Annotated in this window: 22 protein-coding genes; 5 read left to right on the forward strand and 17 right to left on the reverse strand. The window is 60.6% G+C overall.

The genetic code is table 11. The features are described 5' to 3' along the window. Positions 1-235 precede the first annotated feature (235 nt). Positions 236-2,107 (forward strand): methyl-accepting chemotaxis protein, encoded by a 1,872-nt coding sequence (locus ACTG2G_RS16455; protein WP_421386213.1) that lies wholly within the window; start codon positions 236-238, stop codon positions 2,105-2,107. Positions 2,108-2,347: 240 nt separating this feature from the next. Here ACTG2G_RS16455 and gltS read toward each other — a convergent pair whose 3' ends face one another. Continuing rightward, complete coding sequence (gltS, locus tag ACTG2G_RS16460; RefSeq protein ID WP_005348115.1) at positions 2,348-3,547, reverse strand: sodium/glutamate symporter; 1,200 nt, start codon at positions 3,545-3,547, stop codon at positions 2,348-2,350. Positions 3,548-3,995: 448 nt separating this feature from the next. Between gltS and ansA the strand changes: the two genes are divergently transcribed. Beyond that, complete coding sequence (gene ansA, locus ACTG2G_RS16465; RefSeq protein ID WP_042054747.1) at positions 3,996-5,003, forward strand: asparaginase; 1,008 nt, start codon at positions 3,996-3,998, stop codon at positions 5,001-5,003. 262 nt (positions 5,004-5,265) lie between these two features. On the opposite strand, the gene ACTG2G_RS16470 is transcribed toward ansA, so the two are convergent. Both ACTG2G_RS16470 and ACTG2G_RS16475 read right to left on the reverse strand, forming a co-directional pair. Further along, positions 5,266-5,559 carry a YeaC family protein gene (locus ACTG2G_RS16470; RefSeq protein WP_011707127.1) on the reverse strand — a complete coding sequence of 98 codons (294 nt, stop codon included), beginning with the start codon at positions 5,557-5,559 and terminating at the stop codon, positions 5,266-5,268. A gap of 71 nt (positions 5,560-5,630) precedes the next feature. Further along, positions 5,631-7,064: a glyceraldehyde-3-phosphate dehydrogenase gene (locus ACTG2G_RS16475; protein WP_227342059.1), complete on the reverse strand. Its 1,434-nt coding sequence runs from the start codon at positions 7,062-7,064 to the stop codon at positions 5,631-5,633. A gap of 211 nt (positions 7,065-7,275) precedes the next feature. Between ACTG2G_RS16475 and ACTG2G_RS16480 the strand changes: the two genes are divergently transcribed. Together ACTG2G_RS16480 and ACTG2G_RS16485 are read left to right on the forward strand one after the other, a co-directional pair. Then, positions 7,276-8,076 carry a DUF2989 domain-containing protein gene (locus ACTG2G_RS16480; RefSeq protein ID WP_005335192.1) on the forward strand — a complete coding sequence of 267 codons (801 nt, stop codon included), beginning with the start codon at positions 7,276-7,278 and terminating at the stop codon, positions 8,074-8,076. 7 nt (positions 8,077-8,083) lie between these two features. Next, positions 8,084-8,644: an NUDIX domain-containing protein gene (locus tag ACTG2G_RS16485; protein ID WP_043822183.1), complete on the forward strand. Its 561-nt coding sequence runs from the start codon at positions 8,084-8,086 to the stop codon at positions 8,642-8,644. A gap of 107 nt (positions 8,645-8,751) precedes the next feature. On the opposite strand, the gene lipA is transcribed toward ACTG2G_RS16485, so the two are convergent. The 14 genes from lipA to leuS all read right to left on the reverse strand — a co-directional run bounded on the left by lipA (position 8,752) and on the right by leuS (position 23,312). Further along, positions 8,752-9,717 carry a lipoyl synthase gene (gene lipA / locus ACTG2G_RS16490; protein ID WP_005335190.1) on the reverse strand — a complete coding sequence of 322 codons (966 nt, stop codon included), beginning with the start codon at positions 9,715-9,717 and terminating at the stop codon, positions 8,752-8,754. Beyond that, complete coding sequence (lipB, locus tag ACTG2G_RS16495; protein ID WP_040066806.1) at positions 9,714-10,391, reverse strand: lipoyl(octanoyl) transferase LipB; 678 nt, start codon at positions 10,389-10,391, stop codon at positions 9,714-9,716. Before lipB ends, lipA begins: the two co-directional genes overlap by 4 nt. A gap of 62 nt (positions 10,392-10,453) precedes the next feature. Further along, complete coding sequence (gene ybeD, locus ACTG2G_RS16500) at positions 10,454-10,717, reverse strand: DUF493 family protein YbeD (RefSeq protein ID WP_005335178.1); 264 nt, start codon at positions 10,715-10,717, stop codon at positions 10,454-10,456. 292 nt (positions 10,718-11,009) lie between these two features. Next, positions 11,010-12,206, reverse strand: coding sequence for a serine hydrolase (locus tag ACTG2G_RS16505; protein ID WP_368157843.1), 1,197 nt, complete (start codon positions 12,204-12,206; stop codon positions 11,010-11,012). Positions 12,207-12,392: 186 nt separating this feature from the next. Next, the gene (locus ACTG2G_RS16510; protein ID WP_335819894.1) at positions 12,393-13,373 is read right to left on the reverse strand and encodes a septal ring lytic transglycosylase RlpA family protein; all 981 of its coding nucleotides are present in this window, start codon (positions 13,371-13,373) and stop codon (positions 12,393-12,395) included. After that, complete coding sequence (mltB, locus tag ACTG2G_RS16515) at positions 13,315-14,313, reverse strand: lytic murein transglycosylase B (RefSeq protein ID WP_429077613.1); 999 nt, start codon at positions 14,311-14,313, stop codon at positions 13,315-13,317. Before mltB ends, ACTG2G_RS16510 begins: the two co-directional genes overlap by 59 nt. Beyond that, positions 14,313-15,416 (reverse strand): rod shape-determining protein RodA, encoded by a 1,104-nt coding sequence (gene rodA, locus ACTG2G_RS16520; protein WP_005335170.1) that lies wholly within the window; start codon positions 15,414-15,416, stop codon positions 14,313-14,315. Before rodA ends, mltB begins: the two co-directional genes overlap by 1 nt. Then, on the reverse strand, positions 15,409-17,331 hold the full coding sequence (gene mrdA / locus ACTG2G_RS16525) for a penicillin-binding protein 2 (protein ID WP_103250745.1): 1,923 nt from the start codon (positions 17,329-17,331) through the stop codon (positions 15,409-15,411). The genes rodA and mrdA overlap by 8 nt, the downstream gene beginning before the upstream one ends. A 103-nt stretch (positions 17,332-17,434) precedes the next feature. Then, the gene (gene rlmH, locus ACTG2G_RS16530; protein ID WP_005335166.1) at positions 17,435-17,902 is read right to left on the reverse strand and encodes a 23S rRNA (pseudouridine(1915)-N(3))-methyltransferase RlmH; all 468 of its coding nucleotides are present in this window, start codon (positions 17,900-17,902) and stop codon (positions 17,435-17,437) included. A gap of 19 nt (positions 17,903-17,921) precedes the next feature. Then, complete coding sequence (gene rsfS, locus ACTG2G_RS16535; protein ID WP_005335165.1) at positions 17,922-18,263, reverse strand: ribosome silencing factor; 342 nt, start codon at positions 18,261-18,263, stop codon at positions 17,922-17,924. Positions 18,264-18,366: 103 nt separating this feature from the next. After that, the gene (nadD, locus tag ACTG2G_RS16540; RefSeq protein ID WP_439985638.1) at positions 18,367-19,017 is read right to left on the reverse strand and encodes a nicotinate-nucleotide adenylyltransferase; all 651 of its coding nucleotides are present in this window, start codon (positions 19,015-19,017) and stop codon (positions 18,367-18,369) included. Beyond that, positions 19,011-20,048, reverse strand: a complete 1,038-nt coding sequence (gene holA, locus ACTG2G_RS16545) for a DNA polymerase III subunit delta (protein WP_439985639.1) — start codon at positions 20,046-20,048, stop codon at positions 19,011-19,013. The genes nadD and holA overlap by 7 nt, the downstream gene beginning before the upstream one ends. Continuing rightward, positions 20,048-20,530, reverse strand: a complete 483-nt coding sequence (locus ACTG2G_RS16550) for an LPS-assembly lipoprotein LptE (protein ID WP_005335160.1) — start codon at positions 20,528-20,530, stop codon at positions 20,048-20,050. The genes holA and ACTG2G_RS16550 overlap by 1 nt, the downstream gene beginning before the upstream one ends. A gap of 205 nt (positions 20,531-20,735) precedes the next feature. After that, entirely contained in the window at positions 20,736-23,312 is a 2,577-nt protein-coding gene (gene leuS / locus ACTG2G_RS16555; protein ID WP_439985640.1) for a leucine--tRNA ligase, read from the reverse strand. A gap of 145 nt (positions 23,313-23,457) precedes the next feature. Between leuS and ACTG2G_RS16560 the strand changes: the two genes are divergently transcribed. Further along, a complete protein-coding gene (locus ACTG2G_RS16560) occupies positions 23,458-23,952 on the forward strand; it encodes a zinc ribbon-containing protein (RefSeq protein ID WP_005335155.1) in 495 nt (164 codons plus the stop codon). The last annotated feature ends 67 nt before the right edge of the window (positions 23,953-24,019 follow it).

The following is a 24,019-nucleotide window of genomic DNA, read 5'->3' on the forward strand; positions in this document are numbered from 1 at the left end:
TGTGATTTAAAAACGGGATATTCTAGCCAATTGTGGAAGGAATAAACAGGGTTGCCTTGGCTTGTGCGGCTCATGCCGTCAATTTCTGGTGCACTTTTCTCCACCTCGGTAGAAAATATCGCCCGCCGACCCATTTTCAGGTTCAGTTTTGGCCATTCGGGTCGCTAATGACTACGTGTAGTGTTGTGCAATTCAGGGAAAAACCCGCTCCTCACCTCAATAAGAAGAACACATGATGAAAAACCTGTCACTCAAGCAGAAGATACTGTTGTCAGTGGTGATCGCCCTTTCGCTGGTGATCTCGTTGCTCTCCTGGCAGAGCTATAGCAGCCAGAAGAGTCTGTTGCTGCAAGGCAGCCAGGAGCAGTTGCAGCGGTTGGGCACCCAGCAGGCCGAGCGTGTCAGCGACTGGCTCGCCGCCCGTCGCGACGTCATTCAGGCGCTTGGCAACAAGGCCGGTGTCGACCCCCTCAATGCCTTGCAACAGGCACAAGTTTCCGGCCGTTTCCAGCTCACCTATTTCGGTGAGAGCAGCGGCAAGATGAATGACTCCGATCCCTCCATCAACCGCGATGGCTACGACCCGCGCTCCCGTGGCTGGTATCAGGAAGCAATGGGCAAGGGCGGCCTGATTGTCACCAAGCCCTATCTCGACGTGGCTTACAACATCATGGTGGTGACCCTGGCCCAGCCGGTTTCTGGCGGGGTAGTCGGTGGTGACCTCTCCATCGCCTCGCTGGTGGAGGACGTCACCAAGATGAAGCTGCCGGCCGATGGTTTTGCCATCATGATGCACAAAGACGGCACCATCATCGCCTACAAGGATGCCGCCAAGGCGATGAAACCGGCCACCGAGATCGACAACGATCTGACCAATGCGCTGATCGAGCAGAGCAAGGCCAGCAACGGTCTGGTGGCGGCCTACTTCGACAACGAAGGACGTGACAAGCTGCTGTGGGCGGTCGATATCCCCGACACCGACTGGGAACTCGTGTTGGTGCTGGACAAGGCCGCGCTGGAAGCGCCGCTCTCCTCCCTGCTGATGACCCAGCTGGGCATGGCGCTGCTGGTGCTGGTGGGCAGTATCCTCGCTATCTCCTGGCTGGTCAGCATGCTGCTGGGCCCGCTCAGCAAGGTCTCCCAGGCACTGGCACGCATTGCCGATGGTAACGGCGATCTGACCCAGCGCATCAAGATCGATGCCAACGATGAAGTGGGTCAGCTGGCGAACAGCTTCAACCGCTTCGTCGGCAGCCAGCACCAGCTGATCGGTAATATCCGCCAGCTGGCCAACGAGCTGAACGCCGATGCCGAGCGCAGTCTGGTGACCAACCAGGCCGCGGTGGACGAGCTGCAGCGTCAGCAGCAGGAGGTGACCATGGTCGCCACTGCGGTCACCGAGATGGCGAGCGCCACCATGGAGATCGCCGGCAACGCCGAGAACACCGCCGCCGCTGCCCAGCAATCTGCCCAGAGCAGTGAGCAGGGCAAGATGCTGGTCAACAAGACCCGCCAGTCCATCAATGGTCTGGCCGAAGAGGTGGGGCAGGCGACCGAGGTGATCGGCGAGCTGAGTCGCCACGCGCAGGCCATCACCAGCATCCTCTCCACCATTCAGGGGATTGCCGAGCAGACCAACCTGCTGGCGTTGAACGCGGCCATTGAAGCGGCCCGTGCCGGTGAGCAGGGTCGTGGTTTTGCGGTGGTGGCTGACGAGGTGCGGGTGCTGTCGCGCCGTACTCAGGACTCCACCCAGCAGATCCAGTCCACCATCGAGACCCTGCAACAGACCACCGCTCGTGCGGTAAGCCTGATGCAGACCAGCCAGGGGCTGGCGGACAACAGCGTGCAGGATGCGGATCAGGCGGTGCGAGCGCTGGAAGAGATCACCAGCGCCATCTCCCTCATCTCCGACATGGCGGGTCAGATCGCCACTGCCGCCGAGGAGCAGACCCAGGTGACCGGCGAGATCACCCAGAACACCACCGCCATCAAGGATGTGAGTGACGAGATCACCGCCGCCGCCATGCGCGATCTGGATCAGGCCCACAGCCTCAAAGGGCGTGCAGCTGACCTTAACCAGCAGGTGTCGACCTTTATCCTGTAAGGTGCACGTCCCGGCCTGTTCCGGCTGACATAATCAAGCCCCGTCCTCTGTCGAGCTCGGGGCTTTTTGTTGTTCGGGGGAGTGCGGGATGTGGGGATTTCGGGTTTTCTGAGTTGCTCGCGGGTCACCCTGGTACCGGATACGAGCCCCGGCTCTGCCTGCGTTAGCTGGCGAGTAGAGAACAAACAAAGAGCCCACCGAAAGGTGGGCTCTGATCATATACGTCTGACGGAAAGGGAATTACAGGAATGGCATCGCCATAAACAGCTTGATCACCATGGCGTTGATGATGTCGATAAAGAAGGCGCCCACCATGGGCACCACCAGAAACGCCAGATGGGAGGGACCGAAGCGCTGGGTAATGGCCTGCATGTTGGCGATGGCTGTCGGGGTGGCCCCCAGGCCAAAGCCGCAGTGACCTGCCGCCAGCACGGCCGCATCGTAATTTTTGCCCATCACCCGGAAGGTGACGAAGATGGCGTAGAGCGCCATCGCCACGGTCTGGGCGGCCAGCAGGATGAAGATGGGCAGCGCCAGGCTGGCCAGATCCCACAGTTTCAGGCTCATCAGTGCCATGGCGAGGAACAGCGACAGGCTGACGTTGCCCAGCAGGGAGACCTCGCGATCGCTCACTTCATGCCAGTTCAGCAGGGTCAGGACGTTGCGCAGCAGCACGCCGACAAACAGCACGCAGACGAAGATCGGCAGCTCGAAGGCGCCCCCTTTGAGCGAGGCGGAGAGCAGCTCGCCACCCTTGAGGCTGATGGCGATCAGCGCCAGCGTCTCGATGACGCTGAAAGTGGTGAGGGGGCGCTCCATATCGGGCATTTCGAAGCCCTGGGGGGCCTCATCCTGATTGTGCTCCTCACCGGGTACCTGCACTTTCTTCACCAGATAGCGAGCCACCGGGCCGCCGATCAGGCCGCCCAGCACCAGACCGAAGGTGGCACAGGCGATGGCGAGCTCAGCGGCGGATTGCACGCCGTACTTCTCGGAGAAGGTGGCACTCCAGGCCGCCCCGGTGCCGTGGCCGCCGGAGAGAGTGATGGAGCCGGCCAGCAGCCCCATATGGGGATCCAGACCGAGCAGGGTCGCCAGACCGACACCCAGACTGTTCTGCACCAGCAGCAGGCCGGTGACCACCATCAGGAAGGTAACCACCGCCTTGCCGCCGCGTTTCAGGCTGGCGAGATCGGCGGAGAGACCGATGGAGGCGAAGAAGGCCAGCATCAGCGGGGTTTGCAGGCTGGTATCAAATTGCAGCTCCATCTGCAGGGTGGAGCGCAGCAGCAGCAGTACCAGCGCGACCACCAGGCCGCCGGCTACCGGTTTGGGGATGTTGAAGGTACGCAGCAGCCCGACTCGGGTAACCAACACCCGGCCAAGCAGCAATACCAGAGTGGCAGCGACCAGCGTTGCGTAGGAATCAAGTTGTAACATTCAGTACTCCCATGTTGATTGGCTGTGTCTTTCATAGCAAAAGACTTACAGATTCAGCCGGGATGAAAACAGTGTGGCTCATGCGCCAACAAAGAAGGGGAAACATCTCCCCGCCCCAGCATAAAGATGGGGCTTGTGCGGGCCTGAAATGCTCAGGCATCCAGATGAGATTTTAGTAAAATCCGGCGGATTGTAGCAAAAAGCATCGTTTAATTCCATCTTTGTCGTATTAATGCTCGTTTTAGTGGTTTATTGTGACATTTAGCACTATGTAGGTAGAGGGCAGAAAAGCCGAAAAGGGTGCATGGAACGGCTGTCATTTGGGGCGCCAGTCTCTATAATTCGCCGGTTTCCGCTGCACGCAGAGGCGCTGGCGGGCGTTGACATTGTGGTTCACCCCGACATGGTTCATGTTCCGGCGGTGTTCACTTCATCAAGAGGAGAGGGTGTGAAGAAGTCTATCTACATTGCCTACACAGGCGGCACCATTGGGATGCAGCGTTCCGATCACGGCTACGTGCCGATGGCGGGCTTTATGGAAGACTGTCTGGCGCGGATGCCCGAGTTCCACCGCCCCGAGATGCCGGATTACCATATCCACGAATATGCCCCTCTCATCGACTCCTCCGATATGACCCCGGCGGATTGGCAGCGCATCGCCGAGGACATTCGAGACAACTACGAGAAATACGATGGCTTCGTGATCCTGCATGGCACCGACACCATGTCGTTCACCGCCTCGGCGCTCTCCTTCATGCTGGAAGATCTGCACAAGCCGGTCATCATCACCGGCTCCCAGATCCCGTTGGCCGAGTTGCGCTCCGACGGTCAGCAGAATCTGCTCAACGCCCTCTATATCGCGGCCAACTACCCGATCCACGAGGTGACGCTGTTCTTCAACAACCAGCTCTATCGCGGCAACCGCAGCAAGAAGGTGCATGCAGACGGCTTCCACGCCTTCGACTCCCCCAACTATCCGCCGCTGCTCAATGCCGGGATCGCCATCTCGCTGGAGGCGGGCGAGCTGGGCGTGCCCTCCGCGCGGCCGCTGGTGCTGCACGACATCACCCCCCAGCCCATCGGCGTGGTGACCCTCTATCCGGGGATCTCCAGCGAGGTGATCGCCAACATCCTGCAACAGCCGGTGAAGGCGCTGATCCTGCTGTCATTCGGGGTCGGCAATGCGCCGCAAAACCCGGCCATGCTGGCGCTGCTCTCCGAGGCTTCGGCCCGCGGCGTCATCATCGTCAACCTGAGCCAGTGCCTGCACGGCAAGGTCAATATGGGGGGCTATGCCACCGGCAACGCCCTGTCGCGGGCTGGGGTGATCTCGGGCTTTGACATGACCGCTGAAGCTGCACTCACCAAGCTGCACTTCCTGCTGAGCCAAGACTTGCCATCCCACCGCATTCGCGAGCTGATGCAGCAGTCCCTGCGCGGGGAGCTGACTCCCTAAGCGATGCGGCCCTCACCCTAACCCTCTCCCGGCGGTAGAGGGGATAGCTCGAGGTGCGGTTGGCCGCAAGGCTTGCCATGAAGAGCGTTGGCAGGTGGCCCGTTCACTGTTCGCAGGTGCGAGCCTGCTCCCTTCTCCCCCTGGCGGGAGAAGGGTTGGGGATGAGGGGGATGAGTCACCCGGCATCGATAGGAAAAAAGAGGGGAGCCATCATGGCTCCCCTCTCTGTTGTGGCCGCCACGAGCGGCCTGCCGGGTCAGGCTCAGTGGTTGAGGTCGACCCGCACTATCTCTTCCTCATCGCGATACTGACGCTTGAGCTCGCTCTTGCTCTTCATCACAATCTCGCCGTCACGGCCGATGTTCATATGCTCCGGGTTGTCGAGATGCATCGCCTGCCAGGCCATCACGGCTTGCAGGGAGGTGGCCTTCTGCTCGTCGGTCAGGGGCTTGCCATCGGGCCACTTGCCCAGCTCGACTGCGGTCTTGAGCCGCTCGTACACCTCTGCGGGCATCTGCCTGATTGCTTGCAAAAACTCACCCTGTTGAAACGACATCCGGCCTCTCCTTGAACTATTGAGCCATAAACTGCGGGATATGACGGGTCATGCAGGTAGACTCTATCGGTCTATGCAGGCAGATCCTGGCGGACTACGCCAGCCATCTGCTCCATCACCCGCACTACCTGACAACTGTACCCGAACTCGTTGTCATACCATACGTAGAGCACACAGTGATCCCCCTCGGCGATGGTCGCCTGGGAGTCGACGATGCCCGCATAGCGGGAACCCACCATGTCGGAGGAGACCAGTTCGGTGCTGGCGCTGAAGTCGATCTGGCGATGGAGCTCCGAGCTTAGCGCAATCTGCTGCAGATAGGCGTTGAGGCTCTCCCGATCGGTGGCCTGCTCCAGCGACAGGTTGATGATGGCCAGCGAGACATTGGGTGTGGGCACCCGGATGGCGTTGCCGGTCAGCTTGCCCTTGAGTTCCGGCAGCGCCTTGGTCACCGCCTTGGCGGCGCCGGTGCTGGTCATCACCATATTGAGGGCCGCGCTGCGACCGCGCCGCTCCCCCTTGTGATAGTTGTCGATGAGGTTCTGATCGTTGGTGTAGGAGTGGACCGTCTCCACGTGGCCGTGGCGGATGCCGTACTGCTCCTGCATCACCTTGAGCACCGGGGTGATGGCGTTGGTGGTGCAGGAGGCGGCGGAGATGATCTTGTCATCCGGGCCTATCACCTCATGGTTGACCCCGAACACCACGTTCTTCATCTCCCCCTTGCCGGGGGCGGTCAGCAGCACCTTGCCAGCACCGCGCGCTTTCAGGTGCTCGGAGAGGCCAGCCTCATCGCGCCAGACGCCGGTGTTGTCGACGATCAGCGCATCGTGAATGCCGTAAGCTGTGTAGTCGATGTCAGCCGGGCTATTGGCGTAGATCACCTGAATGAAGGTGCCGTTGGCGATGATGGCGCTGCGCTCCACATCCACCTCGATGGAGCCATTGAAGGGACCGTGTACCGAGTCGCGGCGCAGCAGGCTGGCGCGTTTTTCCAGATCCCCGTCGCGACCACCGCGTACCACGATGGCGCGCAGGCGCAGCGGATTGGCGGCGCCGGTACGCTCGATCAGCAGGCGGGCCAGCAGGCGGCCGATACGGCCAAAGCCGTAGAGCACCACGTCGGTCGGCTGCGGCATCTGGTTGCGGCCAAGGGCCGGTGCCAGTCGCGCTTGCAGATAGTCCTCGATCCCCGCCTCATCCTGATGATCCTGCCAGTAGCCGACTGCCAGCTTGCCAAGGTCTACCTCGGCAGCGGTGGGTTTGAGGGCAACGATGGCCTGAAGCAGGGGGAAGCTTTGCTGGATGGGGAGGGGAGCGCCCTGGTGGCGGCGGACGACCCGGTGGGCCTTGAGGATATCGATGGTGGAGGCGTTTTGCAGTGGGCGGCCGTAGAGGGTGATCTCGACCCCTTGTTGTCGGTAGAGGCGACCAATCAAGGGTTGCATGGCTTCGGCGAGCTCCTGGCTCTCCTGCCACGCTTGCAAGTAGTGCTCGTGGGTCATTGACCAGATCCTTTATTTCACGTTGTTGGTGTAAATAGAAAATTCGTCGAATGCAGATCAGTGTAGGGGTGTATATTTCGTTATATTATTCTGCAATCGCGGCCTTATATGGCGCGCGCATTGTAATGGATATGTAACCGGTTTGCTAGCCGGAGGTGGCCCGTAAAGGCGCCAGTTGTTACCAATCCGCGTTACCAACAAGATGTGAACCATGGCCAATTTCCCCCTGCGACAGACCTTCATCATGCTTTCAGTCGGCCTTGCCGTGGCTGGCTGCAATGACGACCGGATCCACAACATCTGTGGCAATCATCCCGAGCTCTGCCAGGATCTGGTGGACGATGGCTGGTGTCGCTACGAGCGTACCGATGTGATCCGCAGTCGCTTCTATCTCAAGGAGGAGGGGACGGATAGGCGCAAGTACGAGCTGATGCGTAACCTTGAGCGCTATCTCAAATGTGCCGAGCGTTCCACCAGCATTGAATACAAGAATGCCCGCGAGCAGAAGAGTCCACGGGTCGAGGGTATGCTGGCGGCCGGGGATCAGTTGGCTCAGCTCGATGCGGCGACCCGCAATTCGCAAGATCCCTATCTGTTGCTCTGGCACTGGACCAACAACACCAACGAGCTGGCTCGTCAGCAGTTTATGGCGCTGGAAGGCACCAAGGCGCTGGATGAACCCGAGCTGCAACTGGCGCTCGGCGGTATCTACGCCAAGAGCGACCCCGAAAAGGCCATTGCCACTCTGCAGCACGGGCTCTCCCTCTATCAGGAGGGGGATAAGGTGAACAGCCGCATATTCACCTCCCTCAGCACCCTCTATATGGGCCAGAAACAGTACGGGCTAGCCTATCTGTGGGGCAAGGTGAGCGAGTCGTTTCAGGATAGCCCTGAGGTCTCAGCCAAGCGTTTTGGCATCTACCACACCCTGAGCAAGACAGAGCAGGATGGCTACGATGTGCGGGCGGCCGAAATTGTCGAGCAGCTAAAGCATGGCAACTACCGGCCCTGATACAGTGATGACGACGCTCTCTCCGGCCAGCTGCTGGCCCAATCCGTTCGATCTCTCTTTCGTTCATGGCGAGGTACGTACCGATGGCCGCACCCTGGAGCGCCTCACGGTGCGTGCCGTGGTGCCCCGTGGCGACGAGCTGCTGCTCGTTCACTCCCGGGTCAACGGCGATCTTATGTTCCCCGGGGGCGGCATTGAAGCGGGGGAGAGCCACCATGTGGCGCTCGCTCGCGAGCTGCTGGAGGAGTGCGGTGCCGAGCTGCGGGAAGTGGGGGGCCTGCTTGGCGAGACCCGTGAATATCGCGCCGCCCGCGAGCCGGGGTTCGATGCCTACTGCATCCGCTCGCTCTACTACTTGTGCCGGATTGGCGATCAGCTGGTGGCCCCGCAGCCACAGCCCTACGAGATCCGCCTTGGCTTCGTGCCCGGCTGGTTTGCCCTCGACGAAGCGCTGCAAACCAACAAGACCCAGCTGGCGGGACCCTGTCCCCAGTGGACGGCGCGGGAGACCCGGGTGCTGGCCCAGTTGCAACGCTGGCATCAGCAGGGGATCTTCGACCACGGCTGATGAGTACATCAAGCAGCAACGGTCAGTGACACCAACAAAAAGAGCGCCAATAGGCGCTCTTTTTCATTGCGAGGGTGGCAGTTACTTGGCCACTCTGTCGTGCGAGATCATTTGACCTCTTCGCCCTTGGCTTGCAGATCAGCATGGTAGGAGGAGCGAACGAAAGGACCACAGGCGGCGTGGGTAAAGCCCAGCTCCATGGCGACATCTTTCAGCTCGTCAAACTCTGCTGGCGGCACGTAGCGCTTGACCGGCAGGTGGTGGCGGCTCGGCTGCAGATACTGACCCAGGGTCAGCATGTTGACGCCGTGGGCGCGCAGATCCTTGAGCACCTCGACGATCTCTTCGTTGGTCTCGCCAAGGCCCATCATCAGACCGGATTTGGTCGGCACGTGAGGGTGCATCTCCTTGATGCGGCGCAGCAGCTCCAGCGACCACTTGTAGTCGGCACCCGGGCGGGCGACGCGATACATGCGCGGCGCGGTTTCCAGGTTGTGGTTGAAGACGTCCGGCGGGGTTTCGCGGAACACCTCCAGCGCCTGCTCCATCCGGCCACGGAAGTCCGGGGTCAGGATCTCGATGCGGGTCTGCGGGCTGTGCTCGCGGATCTCGCGAATGCAGTCGGCGAAGTGCTGGGCACCGCCGTCGCGCAGATCGTCGCGGTCCACCGAGGTGATCACCACATACTTGAGGTTCATCTCCTTGATGGTCAGCGCCAGCTTCTTCGGCTCTTCCGGATCGAGTGCCAGCGGGCGGCCGTGGGCCACGTCGCAGAAGGGGCAGCGACGGGTGCAGATGGCGCCCATGATCATGAAGGTGGCGGTGCCGTGGTTGAAGCACTCCGCCAGGTTGGGGCAGGAGGCCTCTTCACACACCGAGTGCAGCTTGTTCTTGCGCAAGGTGCTCTTGATGTGTTCGATCTTCTGGCTGGAGGGGGGCAGCTTGATCCGCATCCAGTCCGGCTTGCGAAGGAGTTCTTCGTTGGGATCCGGCATGAATTTCACCGGGATCAGGGCCATCTTGTCGCCATCGCGCAGCTTGACGCCCGGCTCCATACGAACGGGTTTGCTCATGATTCACTCTCGGTGTTTGTTATTGTTTGATAGCCAATCAGGCGGGCCAGCTCGGCCACCAGAATGGATTGCGCCTCGGCCACGCTTTGCGGGCCGCCCAGGGCGCTGGTCTGGGTCATGGCCATGCCCGCATAGCCGCACGGATTGATGTGCAGGAAGGGGGTCATGTCCATGTTGATGTTGAGGGCCAGCCCGTGGAACGAGCACCCCTTGCGGATGCGCAGACCCAGCGAGGCCAGTTTTGCCTCCATGCCAAGGTCATTTTTCACATAGACCCCGGGGGCATCGGCCTTGGCATAGGCCTGGATATCGCTTTTGGCGAGGGTATTGATGATGGCTGTCTCCAGCGCGGTCACCAGCTCGCGCACCGAGAATTTGCAGCGGCGGACATCCACCAGTACGTAGAGCACCAGCTGGCCCGGGCCGTGATAGGTCACCTGACCGCCGCGATCGCTCTGCACCACCGGGATATTGCCCGGATTGAGCAGGTGTTCGGCCTTGCCGGCCTGGCCCTGGGTGTAGACGGGATCGTGCTCGACCACCCAGAACTCGTCCGGGGTGTCGCTGGTGCGGTTGTCGGTGAAGGCTTTCATGGCGTCCCATACCGGCTGGTAGGGGCGGCGACCCAGCTGCCTGACAATCAGGCTGGACTGGGCGGGGATCTGGGATGACATGGCGTCCTCGCGGCGTGCTGCGGCCAAAAACAGTCGCCCCGCAGAACGGGGCGAGAGAGAAATTACAGTACGTATTTCACCAGCTCGATCTTGCCAAGGGCGTGGTACATCGCTTCGATGTGCTCTTTGCTCTGGGCTGTCACGGTCACGCGGACCGAGTGGTAGTTGCCCTTGGAGCTGGGCTGGACTGTCGGGCTGTAGGTGCCGGGGGCGTGCTGCTGCAGCACTTCAACCACCATTTCCGGCAGTGCCGGGTCGGCAACGCCGAGTACCTTGAACGGGAATTTGCAGGGAAACTCCAGCAGTTCATCAAACTTGGTATTCATTTACTCACCTTTTGCGTCATCACCGGGATGACTTCATCTTGGATGGCTAGTGGCCGATGGCCCGTGGAGGCCGCCATTTCAAGTCTATATGGGCACGGCTCATAACTATATGGGCGCTGCCCGGACCGGGATCAAGGCCAGGATCGGTCAGACAAGGATGGAAGTGCTGCTTTTTACCACAAATCAGGGTGAGGCGGAACCTGCAGTTTACAGGGTTATTCACTGCCTTTATCCGTCACAGACAGCAGCGGCGCCTGTTGGCGCCGCTGTTTGGTGAGGATTGTGCGTTGGATTACTTGAACCAGCTGGTGACCAGCAGTACCAGGTAGTCCCACAGACGGCTCATCAAGCCACCTTCCTGCACCTCTTCCAGGGCGACCAGCGGCACCTGCTTGATCTCTTTATCGCCCTGCTTCAGGAACACGGTACCGACGCGCTGACCCTTGGCCAGCGGCGCTTTCAGCTCGCTGTCGAGCTGGAAGTCAGCCTTCAGGTTGTTGCCCTGGCCGCGGGTGACCAGCACGGAGACATCTTTGTCGACGCCCAGTTTCACTTCCGGTTTGTCGCCCATCCAGACCTTCTGGGTGACCAGCTCGGTGCCTGCCTTGTACGGGGTCAGGCTCTGGAAGAAGCGGAAGCCATAGGTGAGCAGTTTTTTGCTCTCGGCGGCGCGGGAGGCTTCACTGCTGGCGCCCAGTACCACGGCGATCAGGCGCATGCCTTCGTTGTTGGTGGCAGAGGAGACCAGGTTATAGCCGACCTGGCTGACGTGGCCGGTCTTGATGCCATCCACCTGCAGGGATTGATCCCACAGCAGGCGGTTGCGGTTGTGCTGGGTGATGCCGTTGAACACGAAGGATTTCTGGGAGTAGATCTTGTACTCCTCCGGCAGGTCGCGGATCAGCGCCTGACCCAGACGGGCCATGTCGTGAGCGGTACTGTAGTGACCTTCCGCATCCAGACCGTGCGGGTTCATGAAGTGGCTGTCATTCATGCCGAGCTTGGCGGCCCAGCTGTTCATCAGGCTGGCGAAGGAGTCGGTGCTGCCCGCCAGGAATTCGGCCATGGCGACGCAGGCATCGTTGCCGGACTGGATGATGATGCCCTTGTTGAGATCATCGACGGAGACCTGCTTGCCCACCTCGATAAACATCTTGGAGGAGTCAGAGTAGTTCTTGGACCAGGCGTTCTGGCTGATGGTCACCATGTCGGTGCGCTTGATGTTCCCCTTCAGCAGCTCCTGGCCGATGATGTAGGAGGTCATCATCTTGGTCAGACTGGCGGGCGGCAGACGTTCTTCGGCGTTCTGCTCGGCCAGCACCTGACCTGAGTAGTAGTCGATCAGAATATGGGCCTTGGCGGAGATCTCCGGCGCGGCGGGAACCACCATGGGCATGGCATTCGGGGTCGGTGTCGGCACCGGCGTATTGGCCTGGGCGGTTACGCTGATCAGTGAGGCCAGAAGAACTGAACGGGCAAATTTGGACATCTTGAAATTCCTGCGAGCCAGATGGGGATAAAATGCGGGCCTAACTATACCAGATGCGCCCGCAGGTTATAGCCCGAGATGGCGATCAGAACTGGTTTTTTATCCATCACTCCCTGTCATCACGCCATAAAACGACGTGATGACAGTGAGTAAGCGGTTAGTCACATCCGCGGCAAAGTGGGGCGATCAGGGCACGATAAAGGCCTGTTCCAGCCCGCCCTGACGTACTTTTTCCAGCACACTTGCCTGCTGGTCGGCGGCGACCGGGCCAATCAGCACCCGGAAAATGGCGCCATGGGCATCGATCCGGTAGGGCACGCCGTAACGCTGGGTCATCACCTTGCCCATCGCCTCGGCCCGATCCCGGGAGCCGCTGGCCAGTACCTGGATCATCTTGCCATCCCCACTGCTGGCGGGCGCTGCAGCCTTGGCTGGTGCTGGCTTGACAGGTACCGCTTTGGCGGGCTTGGCGGCGGGTGCCTTGACAGGAGCCGGATCGGCGGCGGGAGTGGCCATCGCCAGTGCGGTTGGTTCACCCAGGAAGCCATCTTGCGACAGCGTGTTGGAGGCCGCAGCCGGAGTGGTCGGAGTCATTTCGATGGGCTTCATCGGCTCCATGATCACCATCTGATCCGGAGTGTCGCTGATCAGCTCCAGTCGTACTCGGGCCTCACCGCTGTCGACCATCTCCAGCTGCTTGGCCGCTGCGTAGGAGAGGTCGATCAGGCGCGGGCTGTTGAACGGGCCGCGATCGTTGACCCGCACTATGGTCTCCAGCCCGTTGTCCAGATTGGTGACCCGCACATAACTCGGGATGGGCAGGTTGCGGTGGGCGGCACTGAACAGCTTGCTGTCCAGCACATCGCCGTTGGCGGTCTTCTGGCCGTCCAGATCCGGCGACAACCAGCTGGCGGTGCCCTCTTCGCTGTAGTGTTTGATGTCGCGCCACACCTCGTGCTTCTGCTTGCCGATCCAGTAGTCCCGGTTGCCGCTGGCACTCAGGGGCTCGGGGCGCGGAATGGCGCCGGTGGCTTGCGGGATCTCGATAACGGGTGGCTTGCTGACCGGTGCTTGCGGCTCGATGGGGGCGCTCTGTTCCGGCTGGCTGCTACAGGCGGCCAGCAACAAGCTCAGGCTGAGCGGGAGGAGTTTGTGACGAAGATGCATACGCTTCCTGAATGGCTTGGCTAAGTTGATACACCGCCATCGCATAGAGTGGGCTGCGATTGTAACGGGTGATCACATAAAAGTTATGCCGTGCGACCCAGTATTCCGGTCCATCGGCTTGGGCAAACGCCAGCAACTTGACCGGCGTCTGTGGGGCCAGCGGCGTGGCGAGCTCAATCCCTGCCGCCGCCAGTTCTGACCACTGTTGTGTTAACTCGGGCTCAGGCCTGAGTAGAGGTTCGACTGCCATCAACCCGATCTGGGCCGGTTCCACCACGGATTCGCCCCAACGCCACTGGTGGCGGGCAAAATAGTTGGCCACGCTGCCGATGGCATCGACCGGGTTGGCAAACAGATCCCGCTTGCCATCCCCGTCAAAATCGATGGCGTAGTGGCGGTAGCTGGAGGGCATGAACTGCCCCATCCCCATGGCGCCGGCATAGGAGCCCTTGAGGGTATCGAGTTGCCACCCTTCCTCTTTGGCCAGCACCACCAGCTGGGCAAACTCCTTGGCAAAGAAGTCGCTGCGCTCCGGGTAGTGAAATCCCAGGGTGTAGAGGCTATCGAGCACCGGATGACGGCCCATCTGGCGACCATAGAAGGTTTCTACCCCTATGATGGCCACGATGAGCGAGGCGGGCACCCGATAGGTCTGCTCCGCGCGGGCCAGCGTCTGGGCATGTTGCTGCCAGAACTGCTGGCCGTCACGGATGCGATCCGGGGTAACGAACAGCGGCCGGTAGCGATGCCAGGGCTTGGCTTCCCACGGCTTGCTGATGGTGTCGAGCACCTCCTGCCGTAACTGGGCGCGGGCGACGGCGGCCTGCAACTCCGCCAGCGGCACCTGTTGCTGTTCGGCGAGCAGGGCCAACCGATCCGGCGCCACGGCGGCGGTCGCCATCGTGGTGACGAGATAAATCAGCAATCCAACCCGTCTCATCAGGCGAGCAGCCTTCTATGAGTCTGAATGGACATCAGGATACCGAATCCGGCCATCAGGGTTACCATGGAGGTACCGCCATAGCTCACCAGCGGCAGGGGCACCCCCACCACCGGCAGGATGCCGCTCACCATGCCCATGTTGACGAACACATAGACGAAGAAGGTGAGGGTGATGGCGCCGCCCAGTAGTCGCTCGAAGCTGTTCTGGGCCTGCATCGAGATAAACAGACAGCGGCTGATGACGTAGAGGTAGAGCACCAGCAGCAGGGCAACCCCCACCAGACCGAACTCCTCGCTGAATACCGCGAAGATGAAGTCGGTGTGGCGCTCGGGCAGGAACTCCAGCTGGGACTGGGTCCCTTGCAGCCACCCCTTGCCAAAGACGCCGCCGGAGCCGATGGCAATCTTGGACTGGATGATGTGATAGCCGCGGCCAAGCGGGTCTTTCTCCGGGTCGAGCAGCATCAGCACCCGCTGGCGCTGGTAGTCGTGCATCAGGAAGAACCAGAGTACCGGCATAAAGGCCAGCATCAGCAGGACCGCCAAGCCGATCAGCCACCAGCTGAGCCCCGCCAGGAAGATGACGAAGAAGCCGGAGGCGGCCACCAGAATGGAGGTGCCAAGGTCAGGCTGGGCGGCGATCAGCAGGGTGGGCAGCAGCACCATGATGAGGGCGATCACCACATGGCTGAACTTGGGGGGCAGCGAGTGGCGACTGAGCCAGGCGGCCACCATGATGGGCATGGAGAGCTTCATCACCTCGGAGGGCTGGAACTTCATAAAGCCCAGATCGAGCCAGCGCTGGGCCCCCTTGCCGATGTGACCGAACACGTCCACCGCAATCAGCATCAGCACCACCACGGCGAACAGCGGCACCGACCAGCGGGCGTAGAGGGAGGGGGGCAACTGGGCCAGGCCGATCATCAGAGCAAAGGCGAGACCGCCGCGCACCAGCTGGCGCACGATGGAGTCCATATCCTGACCGGAGGCGGAGTAGAGCACCACCATGGAGAGGGTCATCACGGCCAGCAGACCGAGCAGCAGGGGCAAGTCGATATGCAGCTTGTACCAGATGCTCTGCTGGCGGGCAGAATTACTCATTGGGAGCGACCTCACTCGGTTGGGACGGCTTTTCCGGTGCCGGTGGCAGTTGCGGATCAGGGGGCAGCAGATAGGCATCCAGCATCTGGCGAGCAATGGGCGATGCAGCTCGACCACCACCACCTCCGATGGAGTTTTCCAGTACCAGAGCTACCACCGCTTTGGGTGCCTCGAAGGGGGCATAAGCAACGAACAAAGCGTTATCGCGATGCTCCGCCTTGACCGTCTTGATGTTGTAAACCTGATTTTCCTTCAAACCGACTACCTGGGCTGTGCCCGATTTGCCGCCTGAGGAGTAAGGCGCCTTGGCAAACGAGTGACGGCCACTGCCTTCACTGCCATGGTTGACTCGCCACATCCCATCCTGCGCCACTTTCCAGAAGCTGTCGTTCTTGAGCTTGAGGGCGATATTGGGGTTGATGGGGGCATCGACTACCCCCGCCTGGGAGGCTGTGCTCTTGAGCAGGTGCGGGGTGACGTCGTGACCATTCTGGGTCAGGATGCTGATCGCCTTGGCCAGTTGGAGCGGGGTGGCGCTCCAGTAGCCCTGACCGATACCGACAGAGATGGTGTCACCCTGATACCAGGGCTGGCGCCAACGGGCCATTTTCCAGTCACGGGACGGCATGACACCCTTGGTCTCTTCATAGAGATCGACCCCGGTGTACTGACCGAAGCCGAACTTGGTCATATAGCTGTGGATCTTGTCGATGCCGACCCGATAGGCGAGATCGTAGAAGTAGGTATCTGCCGAGACCTCGATGGCGCGATAGACGTCGAGCCAGCCATGACCCCAGCGGCGCCAGTCGCGAAACTTCTTGGTGGTACCGGGAATGGAGAAGCTCGGGCCGCCGAAATAGCGGTAGCCCGGGGTGATGGCCCCCTCGTTGAGACCCATGATGGACATCATGGGCTTGACGGTGGAGGCAGGGGCATAAATGCCCTGAGTGGTGCGATTCACCAGTGGCCGCGCCGGATCGTTGAGCAGCGCCGAGTAGTTGGCGCTGGAGATACCGGTCACGAACAGGTTGGGGTCGTAGCTCGGGCTCGACTCCAGGGCCAGGATGGCGCCGGTTTTCGGGTCCATCATCACGATGGCACCGCGCTGGCCAGCCAGCAGTTGCTGGGCCTTGAGCTGCATCCGGACGTCGATATTGAGGTAGATATCCTTGCCGGGAATAGGCGGCTGGAACTTGAGGGTGCGGACAATCCGGCCGCGGTTGTTCACCTCGACCTCCTGATAGCCCGCCACGCCGTGCAGCTCATCCTCGTAATACTTCTCCACCCCCTGCTTGCCGATATCCTTGGTGGCCGCATAGTTGGCGAGTTTTTCTTCCTTCTCGAGGCGCTCCACGTCACGGGTATTGATCTTGGCCACATAGCCCAAAGCGTGGGTGAGGGTGTCACCAAACGGGTAGTAGCGCTTGAGGTAGGCCTCGATGCTGGCACCCGGGTAGTTATGCTGGTTGACCGAGAAGAGGGCCACCTGATATTCGGTCAGCTTCTCGTAGAGGGGGACCGGCTTGAAGCGGCGCTGGCGCTTCACTTCGGCGAGGAACTTCTCCTTGGTGCCTTCCGGCAGACCCAGCAGGGTGATCAGCTGGTCGGCAGTTTTTTCGAGATCCTTGGTCTCTTCCGGCACGATTTCCAGACTGTAGACCGGGCGGTTTTCCGCCAGCAGCACACCGTTGGTGTCATAGATGAGGCCCCGTGGCGGCGCCACTGGTACCACGCGGATGCGGTTGGAGTTGGAGCGAGTCTGGTAGGTGTCGTAGGACTCGACCTGCAGATAATAGAGATTGCCCAGCAGCACCAGCATCAGCACGACGATACCGATGTAGGCTACCAGGGTGCGCCGGAAGAACAGATTGCCCTCGGCACTGTGATCGCGCATTTCGATGCGTTGTTTCAGCATGCCTTTACCTCAAGACCCTTGGGGGCAATAAGAGCAGGAACTGCATTGTTCACTCTCTGTGATAGGGGTGAATATGAGAGGTGAGACTCCAGAGACGCATGGCTCACTCTCTATGATACGGATGATTGGTGGTGATGCTCCAGGCCCGATAGAGGCTCTCTGCCACCAGCACCCGCACCAGCGGATGGGGCAGGGTGAGCGGTGACAGTGACCAGCTCTGTTCAGCGGCAGCCTTGCACTCGGGTGACAAGCCTTCCGGCCCGCCTACCAGCAGCGCGACATCGCGGCCATCGAGTTTCCACGCCTCCAGCTGGGTCGCCAACTGCTCCGTGGTCCAGGGCTTGCCCGGAATGTCGAGGGTGACGATGCGCGAGCGCCCCGCAGCCGCCAGCATGGCTTCCCCTTCCTTCTGCAGGATGCGGGGAATGTCGGCATTTTTGCCCCGTTTGCCTGCGCCGATCTCGACGAGTTCAAACGGCATGTCTTTGGGGAAGCGGCGACGATACTCTTCGAAGCCATGCTCTACCCAGGCGGGCATCTTGGTGCCCACCGCAATCAACTGGATCTTCATGGTCGTTACACTTGTGCTCTTATTGCGTATTCATTTGAGCGGCACCGCTCCACAGCTTTTCCAGTTGGTAGAAGTCACGGTGTTCATCCTGCATCACATGCACGATCACCGAGCCCATATCTACCAGCACCCATTCACCGCTCAATTGCCCTTCCACGCTCAGTAGATCGAGACCCGCGTGGCGGGCCTCGCTGGCCAGATGGTGGGCAATGGCGCTGACGTGACGACTGGAGTTGCCGGAACAGATGATCATGGTGTCAGTAATGCTGGATTTGCCGCGTACATCGAGGGTGATGATGTCGCGGCCTTTCATGTCATCGATCTTGTCGATGATAAAGGCATGCAATTCTTGGCCTTGCAATGAGTCTCTCCTGTATTCCGGCGCGCAGCGTTTGCGTCAGGGCGGCGGATTATATCATGGTCACTCCCGTTTCCCATCGGATGGGGCGGGATTACGACAGGGGCTAGCAGCGGTTGGCGCGGTAGAGCCCCTGTTGATCAATATAGTGCGCAACCGACTCGGGCAAGAGGTAGCGGGTGTCTTGCCCCCCATCCAGCAAGGCCCGCAGTCGGGTGGCTGACAGTTCGATGGGCTGGTTGTCCGCCAGCCAGATATGACCGGCCAGACGCAGATGCAGCGCGTTGGCATCTGTGGTGTGATGGCGCGCCAGCAGCTGCGCCACCTCGGCCGGATAATCCGGCTGCCAGCCCGGCCGCACGCTCACCACCAGATGGGCATGGTCGAGCAGCTCCTGCCAGCGGTGCCAGCTTGGCAGGCTCAGCAGGGAATCCATCCCCATCAGAAAACAGAGCGGCGTATCGGGCAGTTCACGACGCAGCTCGATCAGGGTATCGATGGTGTAAGAGGGCTTGTCCCGTCTCAGCTCCCGCTCATCTACCACAAAGTGGTGGTTCTCCGCCGCCGCCAGTTTAACCATGGCAAGGCGCTGTTCGCTGGAGCAGAACGGATTGTCACGGTGGGGCGGGATATGGTTCGGGATCAGCCGCATTTCGGCCAGCCCGAGGGCATCGCGCGCCTCGATGGCCGGGCGAAGATGACCGATATGGATGGGGTCGAAGGTGCCGCCAAGCAAACCGACAGGCGCCTTCAGCATGGCGCACTCTCCATCACCAGCGGCAGCGGGGTGCCATCACGAAAGCCGAGGGCAATGGTCTGCAGCATCAGCCACGCCTGTTCGGTATCGAAGCGGCGCTGGGCATCGTCCAGCTGGGCCATCAGCTGCCACAGTTGCTGCAACTTGGCAAACGGCAGGCGGGTCAGCGCTTGCTGAATGAGCTGCTGGCGGCTCTGCCAGATGCGCAGGCGGCTGAAGTGCTCACCCAGCGGCTGGCCGTTGCGCATCGCCAGCGACAGCTCGGTCAGCTGCTCCAGCTCGCGGCAGAGGGCCCAGGCCAGCATCCCCGGCTCGGTACCTTCGGCCCGCAGGGCGGCCAGAATGCGCTGGGCCCGGTTCACCTTGCCCTCCAGCAGGGTATCGACCAGCTGGAACGGGGTGAAGTGGGCGTGGCGGATAATGGTCTCTTGCAGATAGGTGACGCTGATGGGCTGGGGCGGCGAGAGCAGGGTCAGCTTCTCGATCTCCTGGCTGGCGGCCAGCAGGTTGCCCTCGTAGGAGTGGCACATGAAGTTGATGGCATCCGGCAGCGCCTTGAGGCCGAAACGCGCAAAGCGGGCACTCATCCAGCGCGGGAAGAACTTGGGCTCGGGGTGGTTGACCGGCACATAGGTGCCAATCTGATAGAGCTTGTCGAACCAGGCTGCCTTCATCTGGGTCTGGTTGAGGCGACCGCCACTCAGCACCAGCAGCAGGTCGGGATGAAGCTGCTTGCCAATTTCGCTGATGCGGGCAGCGAGATCCTTGTCCACCTTGGCGGGCAGCTCCAGCTCGATGATCTGGCGGGCGGAGAAGAGGCTCATGGCCTGACAGGCATCGTAGACCTGATTCCAGTCCAGCCCCTGTTCCACCACGAAGGTGTGGCGCTCATCGAAACCCTGCTTGCGGGCGATCTGACGGATGGCGTCGATGGCCTCCAGTCGCAGCAGGGGCTCGTCGCCAAAAACGAGATAGCAGGGCCGAAGCCCTGCTTTGAGGTGGTCACCAAATTGTTCCGGGTAAATCCGCATCAGAAGCTGACCTGACTCAACTGCCGGATCACCTGATTGGCCGCCTGCTCCTGCATTTCGCGGTTGAGCTGCTCCTGCTCACGGGAGGAGGCGAGCGCTGCATCCGGCTTGTTGAGGAAGCTGCGGTTGAAGTTGATGGGGAAGACCTGAGTCGGCTTGCCCGGTACCGAGATGGTGAACTGGGTACCAAAGCCCAGCACATATTCGGTGTCCGTCCCCAGCGCGTTGACCGAGGCGACTTGACTGGTGCTGCCTACGCCGCCCAGAGTGAGCACCGGAATGCCCTCCTTGTCGGCCAGGGTCACGCCGGAGGCCTTCAGGCGGGTGGTAACCATCCGGTAGAAGTCGCTCTTGTTGTCGCCCACGACCTTCATGGTCATCAGCTCGCTCGGAATGCCGTTGCCGCGCATGTGAAAGCCGCAGCCTTGCAGCAGCAGACCAGCCAGCACGATGGCCATCCAGCGGGTGAAGATGGTGCCCATAGAAAATCCTCTTTGCATTAAGGGAAAGCGGCGGGCGCAGGGCCCGCCGTTATCATCCGTTTGCTGTCACAGATTGGCAATGATCAGTTGGCAGCCAATTAGTTAGCGACAATGTTGAGCTGTCATGGGCCGGTAAGTCGTTACCCATGAGTGGCCACACAGTCAGCCAAGGTCGCCAAATGGTATGACATCAGTTGGCAACCGATCAGTTAGCGACAATATTGAGCAGCTTGCCAGGTACATAGATCACCTTGCGCACGGTCAGCCCGTCGGTGAACTTCTGCACGGAGGCATCGGCCATCGCCAGCTTCTCGACATCGGCCTGGCTGATCTCGGCCGGCACGGTCAGTTTGCCGCGCATCTTGCCGTTGATCTGCACCACCACCAGCTTCTCGGTCTCGACCATGGCCGCTTCATCGGCCACCGGCCAGGCTGCGTGATCGATGTCGTCGCCCTTGCCCAGCATCTTCCACAGCTCGAAGCCGATGTGAGGGGTGATGGGGTAGAGCATGACTACCACGGCTTCCAGCGCTTCCTGCATCAGGGCGCGGTCCTGCTCGTCGTTGCCGAGCTTGGCCAGATTGTTCATCAGCTCCATGATGGCGGCGATGGCGGTGTTGAAGGTCTGACGGCGACCCACGTCATCGCTTACCTTGGCGATGGTCTTGTGCAGTTCACGGCGTACCGCTTTCTGCTCGTTGGTGAGAGCAGCTACATCCAGTGCGGCAACGGCGCCACCGGAAACGTGTTCGAAGGTGACGCGCCACAGGCGACGCAGGAAGCGCTGGGCGCCCTCTACGCCGGAGTCGGACCACTCCAGGGTCATCTCTGCCGGAGAGGCGAACATCATGAACAGACGGACGGTATCGGCGCCGTAACGCTCGACCATCAGCTGCGGGTCGATGCCGTTGTTCTTGGACTTGGACATCTTGGTCATGCCGGAGTGCATTACCTCACGACCTTCGTTGTCGATGGCCTTGGTGATGCGACCCTTCTCGTCACGCTCTACCTTGACGTCAGTCGGGCTGACCCAGACGTTGCCGCCCTTCTCGTCTTTGTAGTAGAAAGCGTCGGCCAGCACCATGCCCTGGCAGAGCAGGCGCTTGAACGGCTCGTCGCTGTTGACCAGACCCGCGTCACGCAGCAGCTTGTGGAAGAAGCGGGCGTAGAGCAGGTGCATACAGGCGTGCTCGATACCGCCGATGTACTGATCCACCGGCAGCCAGTGGTTGGCAGCAGCCGGATCCAGCATGCCCTTGTCGTAGTCCGGAGAGCAGTAGCGCGCGTAGTACCAGGAGGACTCCATAAAGGTGTCGAAGGTATCGGTCTCGCGGAACGCTTCCTGACCGTTGTAGGTGGTCTTGGCCCACTCGGCATCAGCTTTGATCGGGCTCTGGATACCATCCATCACCACATCTTCCGGCAGCAGCACCGGCAGTTGGTCTTCCGGCGTCGGCACCACTGTGCCGTCAGCCAGGGTCAGCATCGGGATGGGGGCGCCCCAGTAACGCTGACGGGAGACACCCCAGTCACGCAGACGGTAGTTGACGGTGCGCTTGCCTTTGCCCAGCCCTTCCAGCTTGCTGGCGATGGCATCGAAGGCGCCCTGGAAGTCGAGACCGTCGAACTCGCCGGAGTTGAACAGCACGCCCTTCTCGGTGTAAGCGGCGTCGCTCACGTCGACGTCGCCATCAACCGGCTTGATCACCGCCTTGATGTCGAGGCCATATTTGGTGGCGAATTCGAAGTCACGCTGATCGTGGGCTGGAACCGCCATCACGGCGCCGGTGCCGTAGTTCATCAGCACGAAGTTGGCGACCCAGACCGGTACCTTGCGGCCATCCAGCGGGTGAATGGCATAGAGGCCGGTGGCCATGCCCTTCTTCTCCATGGTAGCCAGTTCCGCTTCGGCGACCTTGGTGTTCTTGCACTCTTCGATGAAGGCGGCCAGCTCCGGATTGTTTTCGGCGGCCTGCAGGGCCAGCGGATGGCCGGCAGCGATACCGACATAAGTCACGCCCATGAAGGTGTCCGGACGGGTGGTGTAGACCTCCAGCTGCTCAGCCTGACCCTCGATATTGAAGCTGATGTTGACCCCTTCGGAGCGGCCAATCCAGTTGCGCTGCATGGTCTTGACCATCTCTGGCCAGCCTTCCAGATTGTCGATGTCGTTGAGCAGCTCTTCGGCGTAGTCGGTGATCTTGATGAACCACTGGGGGATCTCTTTCTGCTCCACCGGGGTGTCACAGCGCCAGCAGCAGTTGTCGACTACCTGCTCGTTGGCCAGCACTGTCATGTCGTTCGGGCACCAGTTGACGGAGGAGGTCTTCTTGTAGACCAGACCCTTCTCGTAGAGCTTGGTGAAGAACCACTGCTCCCAGCGGTAGTAATCCGGTTTGCAGGTGGCGATTTCACGATCCCAGTCATAACCCAGACCCAGCATCTTCAGCTGGTTCTTCATGTATTCGATGTTTTCGTAGGTCCAGGGCGCCGGTGCGGTATTGTTTTTGATCGCGGCGTTCTCGGCCGGCAGACCGAATGCATCCCAACCTATGGGTTGCAGCACGTTCTTGCCATTGAGGCGTTGATAACGGGAGATCACATCACCTATGGTGTAGTTACGAACGTGCCCCATGTGTAGTCGACCAGACGGATAGGGGAACATGGACAGGCAGTAGAACTTCTCCTTGTCTACCTTCTCCACGGCCTTGAAGGTTTTCTTGGCATCCCAGTGCTTTTGCACTGCTGGTTCGATTGATTGGGGAACGTATTGCTCTTGCATTGGTGACATCCGGATCTGTGAAATGAATAGATAAATCAGCTGGGAAATCGCAATAGAATACCCATATCCTGCGGCGGCAACAACCGCCAGCGTCCCTTGGGCCTTAAGCCGGGCCAGATCAGGGTTTAGTAGAGGAGTTAGAGCCATGGACAAACGTCAAAAAGGGTACGAAGCCTTCATTGCCGAGCTGCAAAAACAGTGGCAAGAGACTGAAGAGTTCCAGGGGGAGCGCCTCAACCGGATGATTGCCAAGGTGCAGGCCTATCTGGAGGCTGCCAGCGACCTGACCCAAGACGAACTGGCGCTCATTGCCGAGTACGTGAAGCGGGATCTGGGCAACTATGACGAGGGGCGCCATGACGATAGTGCACAGGTGGAAGAGTCTGCCTTTATGCTGGCCCTCAAAGACACCGCCTGGTCCTGGCTGGCGGATGTGACCGACCGCGCCCAGGTGGAGTGGCGCGAGCTGGCCGACGAGCTGGAGCACAAGGGTGTTTACGAAGCGGGTGACTGGGTAGGGCTCGGGGTCATGGTGTGCGACCAGTGTGGCTGGCGCCATACCGTGCTGCACCCACAACAGCTCGACACCTGCCCCGAATGCGGCTGCGCCGAGTATCATCGCGAGCCGCTCTCGCCCTGAGTCAGGCCTCAAGGCGGACGAGATAACGAGAAAAAGGCGCCATCAGGCGCCTTTTTCTTACTTACAG

The organism is Aeromonas sp. 55A (assembly GCF_051919665.1).
GTDB classification, from domain to species: Bacteria; Pseudomonadota; Gammaproteobacteria; order Enterobacterales; family Aeromonadaceae; genus Aeromonas; species Aeromonas veronii.

Excerpts from the sequence above, each read along its gene's own strand:
- lipB (WP_040066806.1), bottom strand. The coding sequence starts at position 10,391 with ATGTCATCCCAGATCCCCGCCCAGTCCAGCCTGATTGTCAGGCAGCTG.
- ybeD (WP_005335178.1), bottom strand. The coding sequence starts at position 10,717 with ATGAATACCAAGTTTGATGAACTGCTGGAGTTTCCCTGCAAATTCCCG.
- gltS (WP_005348115.1), bottom strand. The coding sequence starts at position 3,547 with ATGTTACAACTTGATTCCTACGCAACGCTGGTCGCTGCCACTCTGGTA.
- leuS (WP_439985640.1), bottom strand. The coding sequence starts at position 23,312 with ATGCAAGAGCAATACGTTCCCCAATCAATCGAACCAGCAGTGCAAAAG.
- rlmH (WP_005335166.1), bottom strand. The coding sequence starts at position 17,902 with ATGAAGATCCAGTTGATTGCGGTGGGCACCAAGATGCCCGCCTGGGTA.
- mltB (WP_429077613.1), bottom strand. The coding sequence starts at position 14,313 with ATGAGACGGGTTGGATTGCTGATTTATCTCGTCACCACGATGGCGACC.
- ACTG2G_RS16475 (WP_227342059.1), bottom strand. The coding sequence starts at position 7,064 with ATGACCCACGAGCACTACTTGCAAGCGTGGCAGGAGAGCCAGGAGCTC.
- rodA (WP_005335170.1), bottom strand. The coding sequence starts at position 15,416 with ATGAGTAATTCTGCCCGCCAGCAGAGCATCTGGTACAAGCTGCATATC.
- holA (WP_439985639.1), bottom strand. The coding sequence starts at position 20,048 with ATGCGGATTTACCCGGAACAATTTGGTGACCACCTCAAAGCAGGGCTT.
- nadD (WP_439985638.1), bottom strand. The coding sequence starts at position 19,017 with ATGCTGAAGGCGCCTGTCGGTTTGCTTGGCGGCACCTTCGACCCCATC.
- ACTG2G_RS16470 (WP_011707127.1), bottom strand. The coding sequence starts at position 5,559 with ATGTCGTTTCAACAGGGTGAGTTTTTGCAAGCAATCAGGCAGATGCCC.
- mrdA (WP_103250745.1), bottom strand. The coding sequence starts at position 17,331 with ATGCTGAAACAACGCATCGAAATGCGCGATCACAGTGCCGAGGGCAAT.
- ACTG2G_RS16505 (WP_368157843.1), bottom strand. The coding sequence starts at position 12,206 with ATGTCCAAATTTGCCCGTTCAGTTCTTCTGGCCTCACTGATCAGCGTA.
- lipA (WP_005335190.1), bottom strand. The coding sequence starts at position 9,717 with ATGAGCAAACCCGTTCGTATGGAGCCGGGCGTCAAGCTGCGCGATGGC.
- ACTG2G_RS16455 (WP_421386213.1), top strand. The coding sequence starts at position 236 with ATGAAAAACCTGTCACTCAAGCAGAAGATACTGTTGTCAGTGGTGATC.
- ACTG2G_RS16480 (WP_005335192.1), top strand. The coding sequence starts at position 7,276 with ATGGCCAATTTCCCCCTGCGACAGACCTTCATCATGCTTTCAGTCGGC.
- ACTG2G_RS16510 (WP_335819894.1), bottom strand. The coding sequence starts at position 13,373 with ATGCATCTTCGTCACAAACTCCTCCCGCTCAGCCTGAGCTTGTTGCTG.
- ACTG2G_RS16550 (WP_005335160.1), bottom strand. The coding sequence starts at position 20,530 with ATGGGCACCATCTTCACCCGCTGGATGGCCATCGTGCTGGCTGGTCTG.
- ACTG2G_RS16560 (WP_005335155.1), top strand. The coding sequence starts at position 23,458 with ATGGACAAACGTCAAAAAGGGTACGAAGCCTTCATTGCCGAGCTGCAA.
- ACTG2G_RS16485 (WP_043822183.1), top strand. The coding sequence starts at position 8,084 with ATGACGACGCTCTCTCCGGCCAGCTGCTGGCCCAATCCGTTCGATCTC.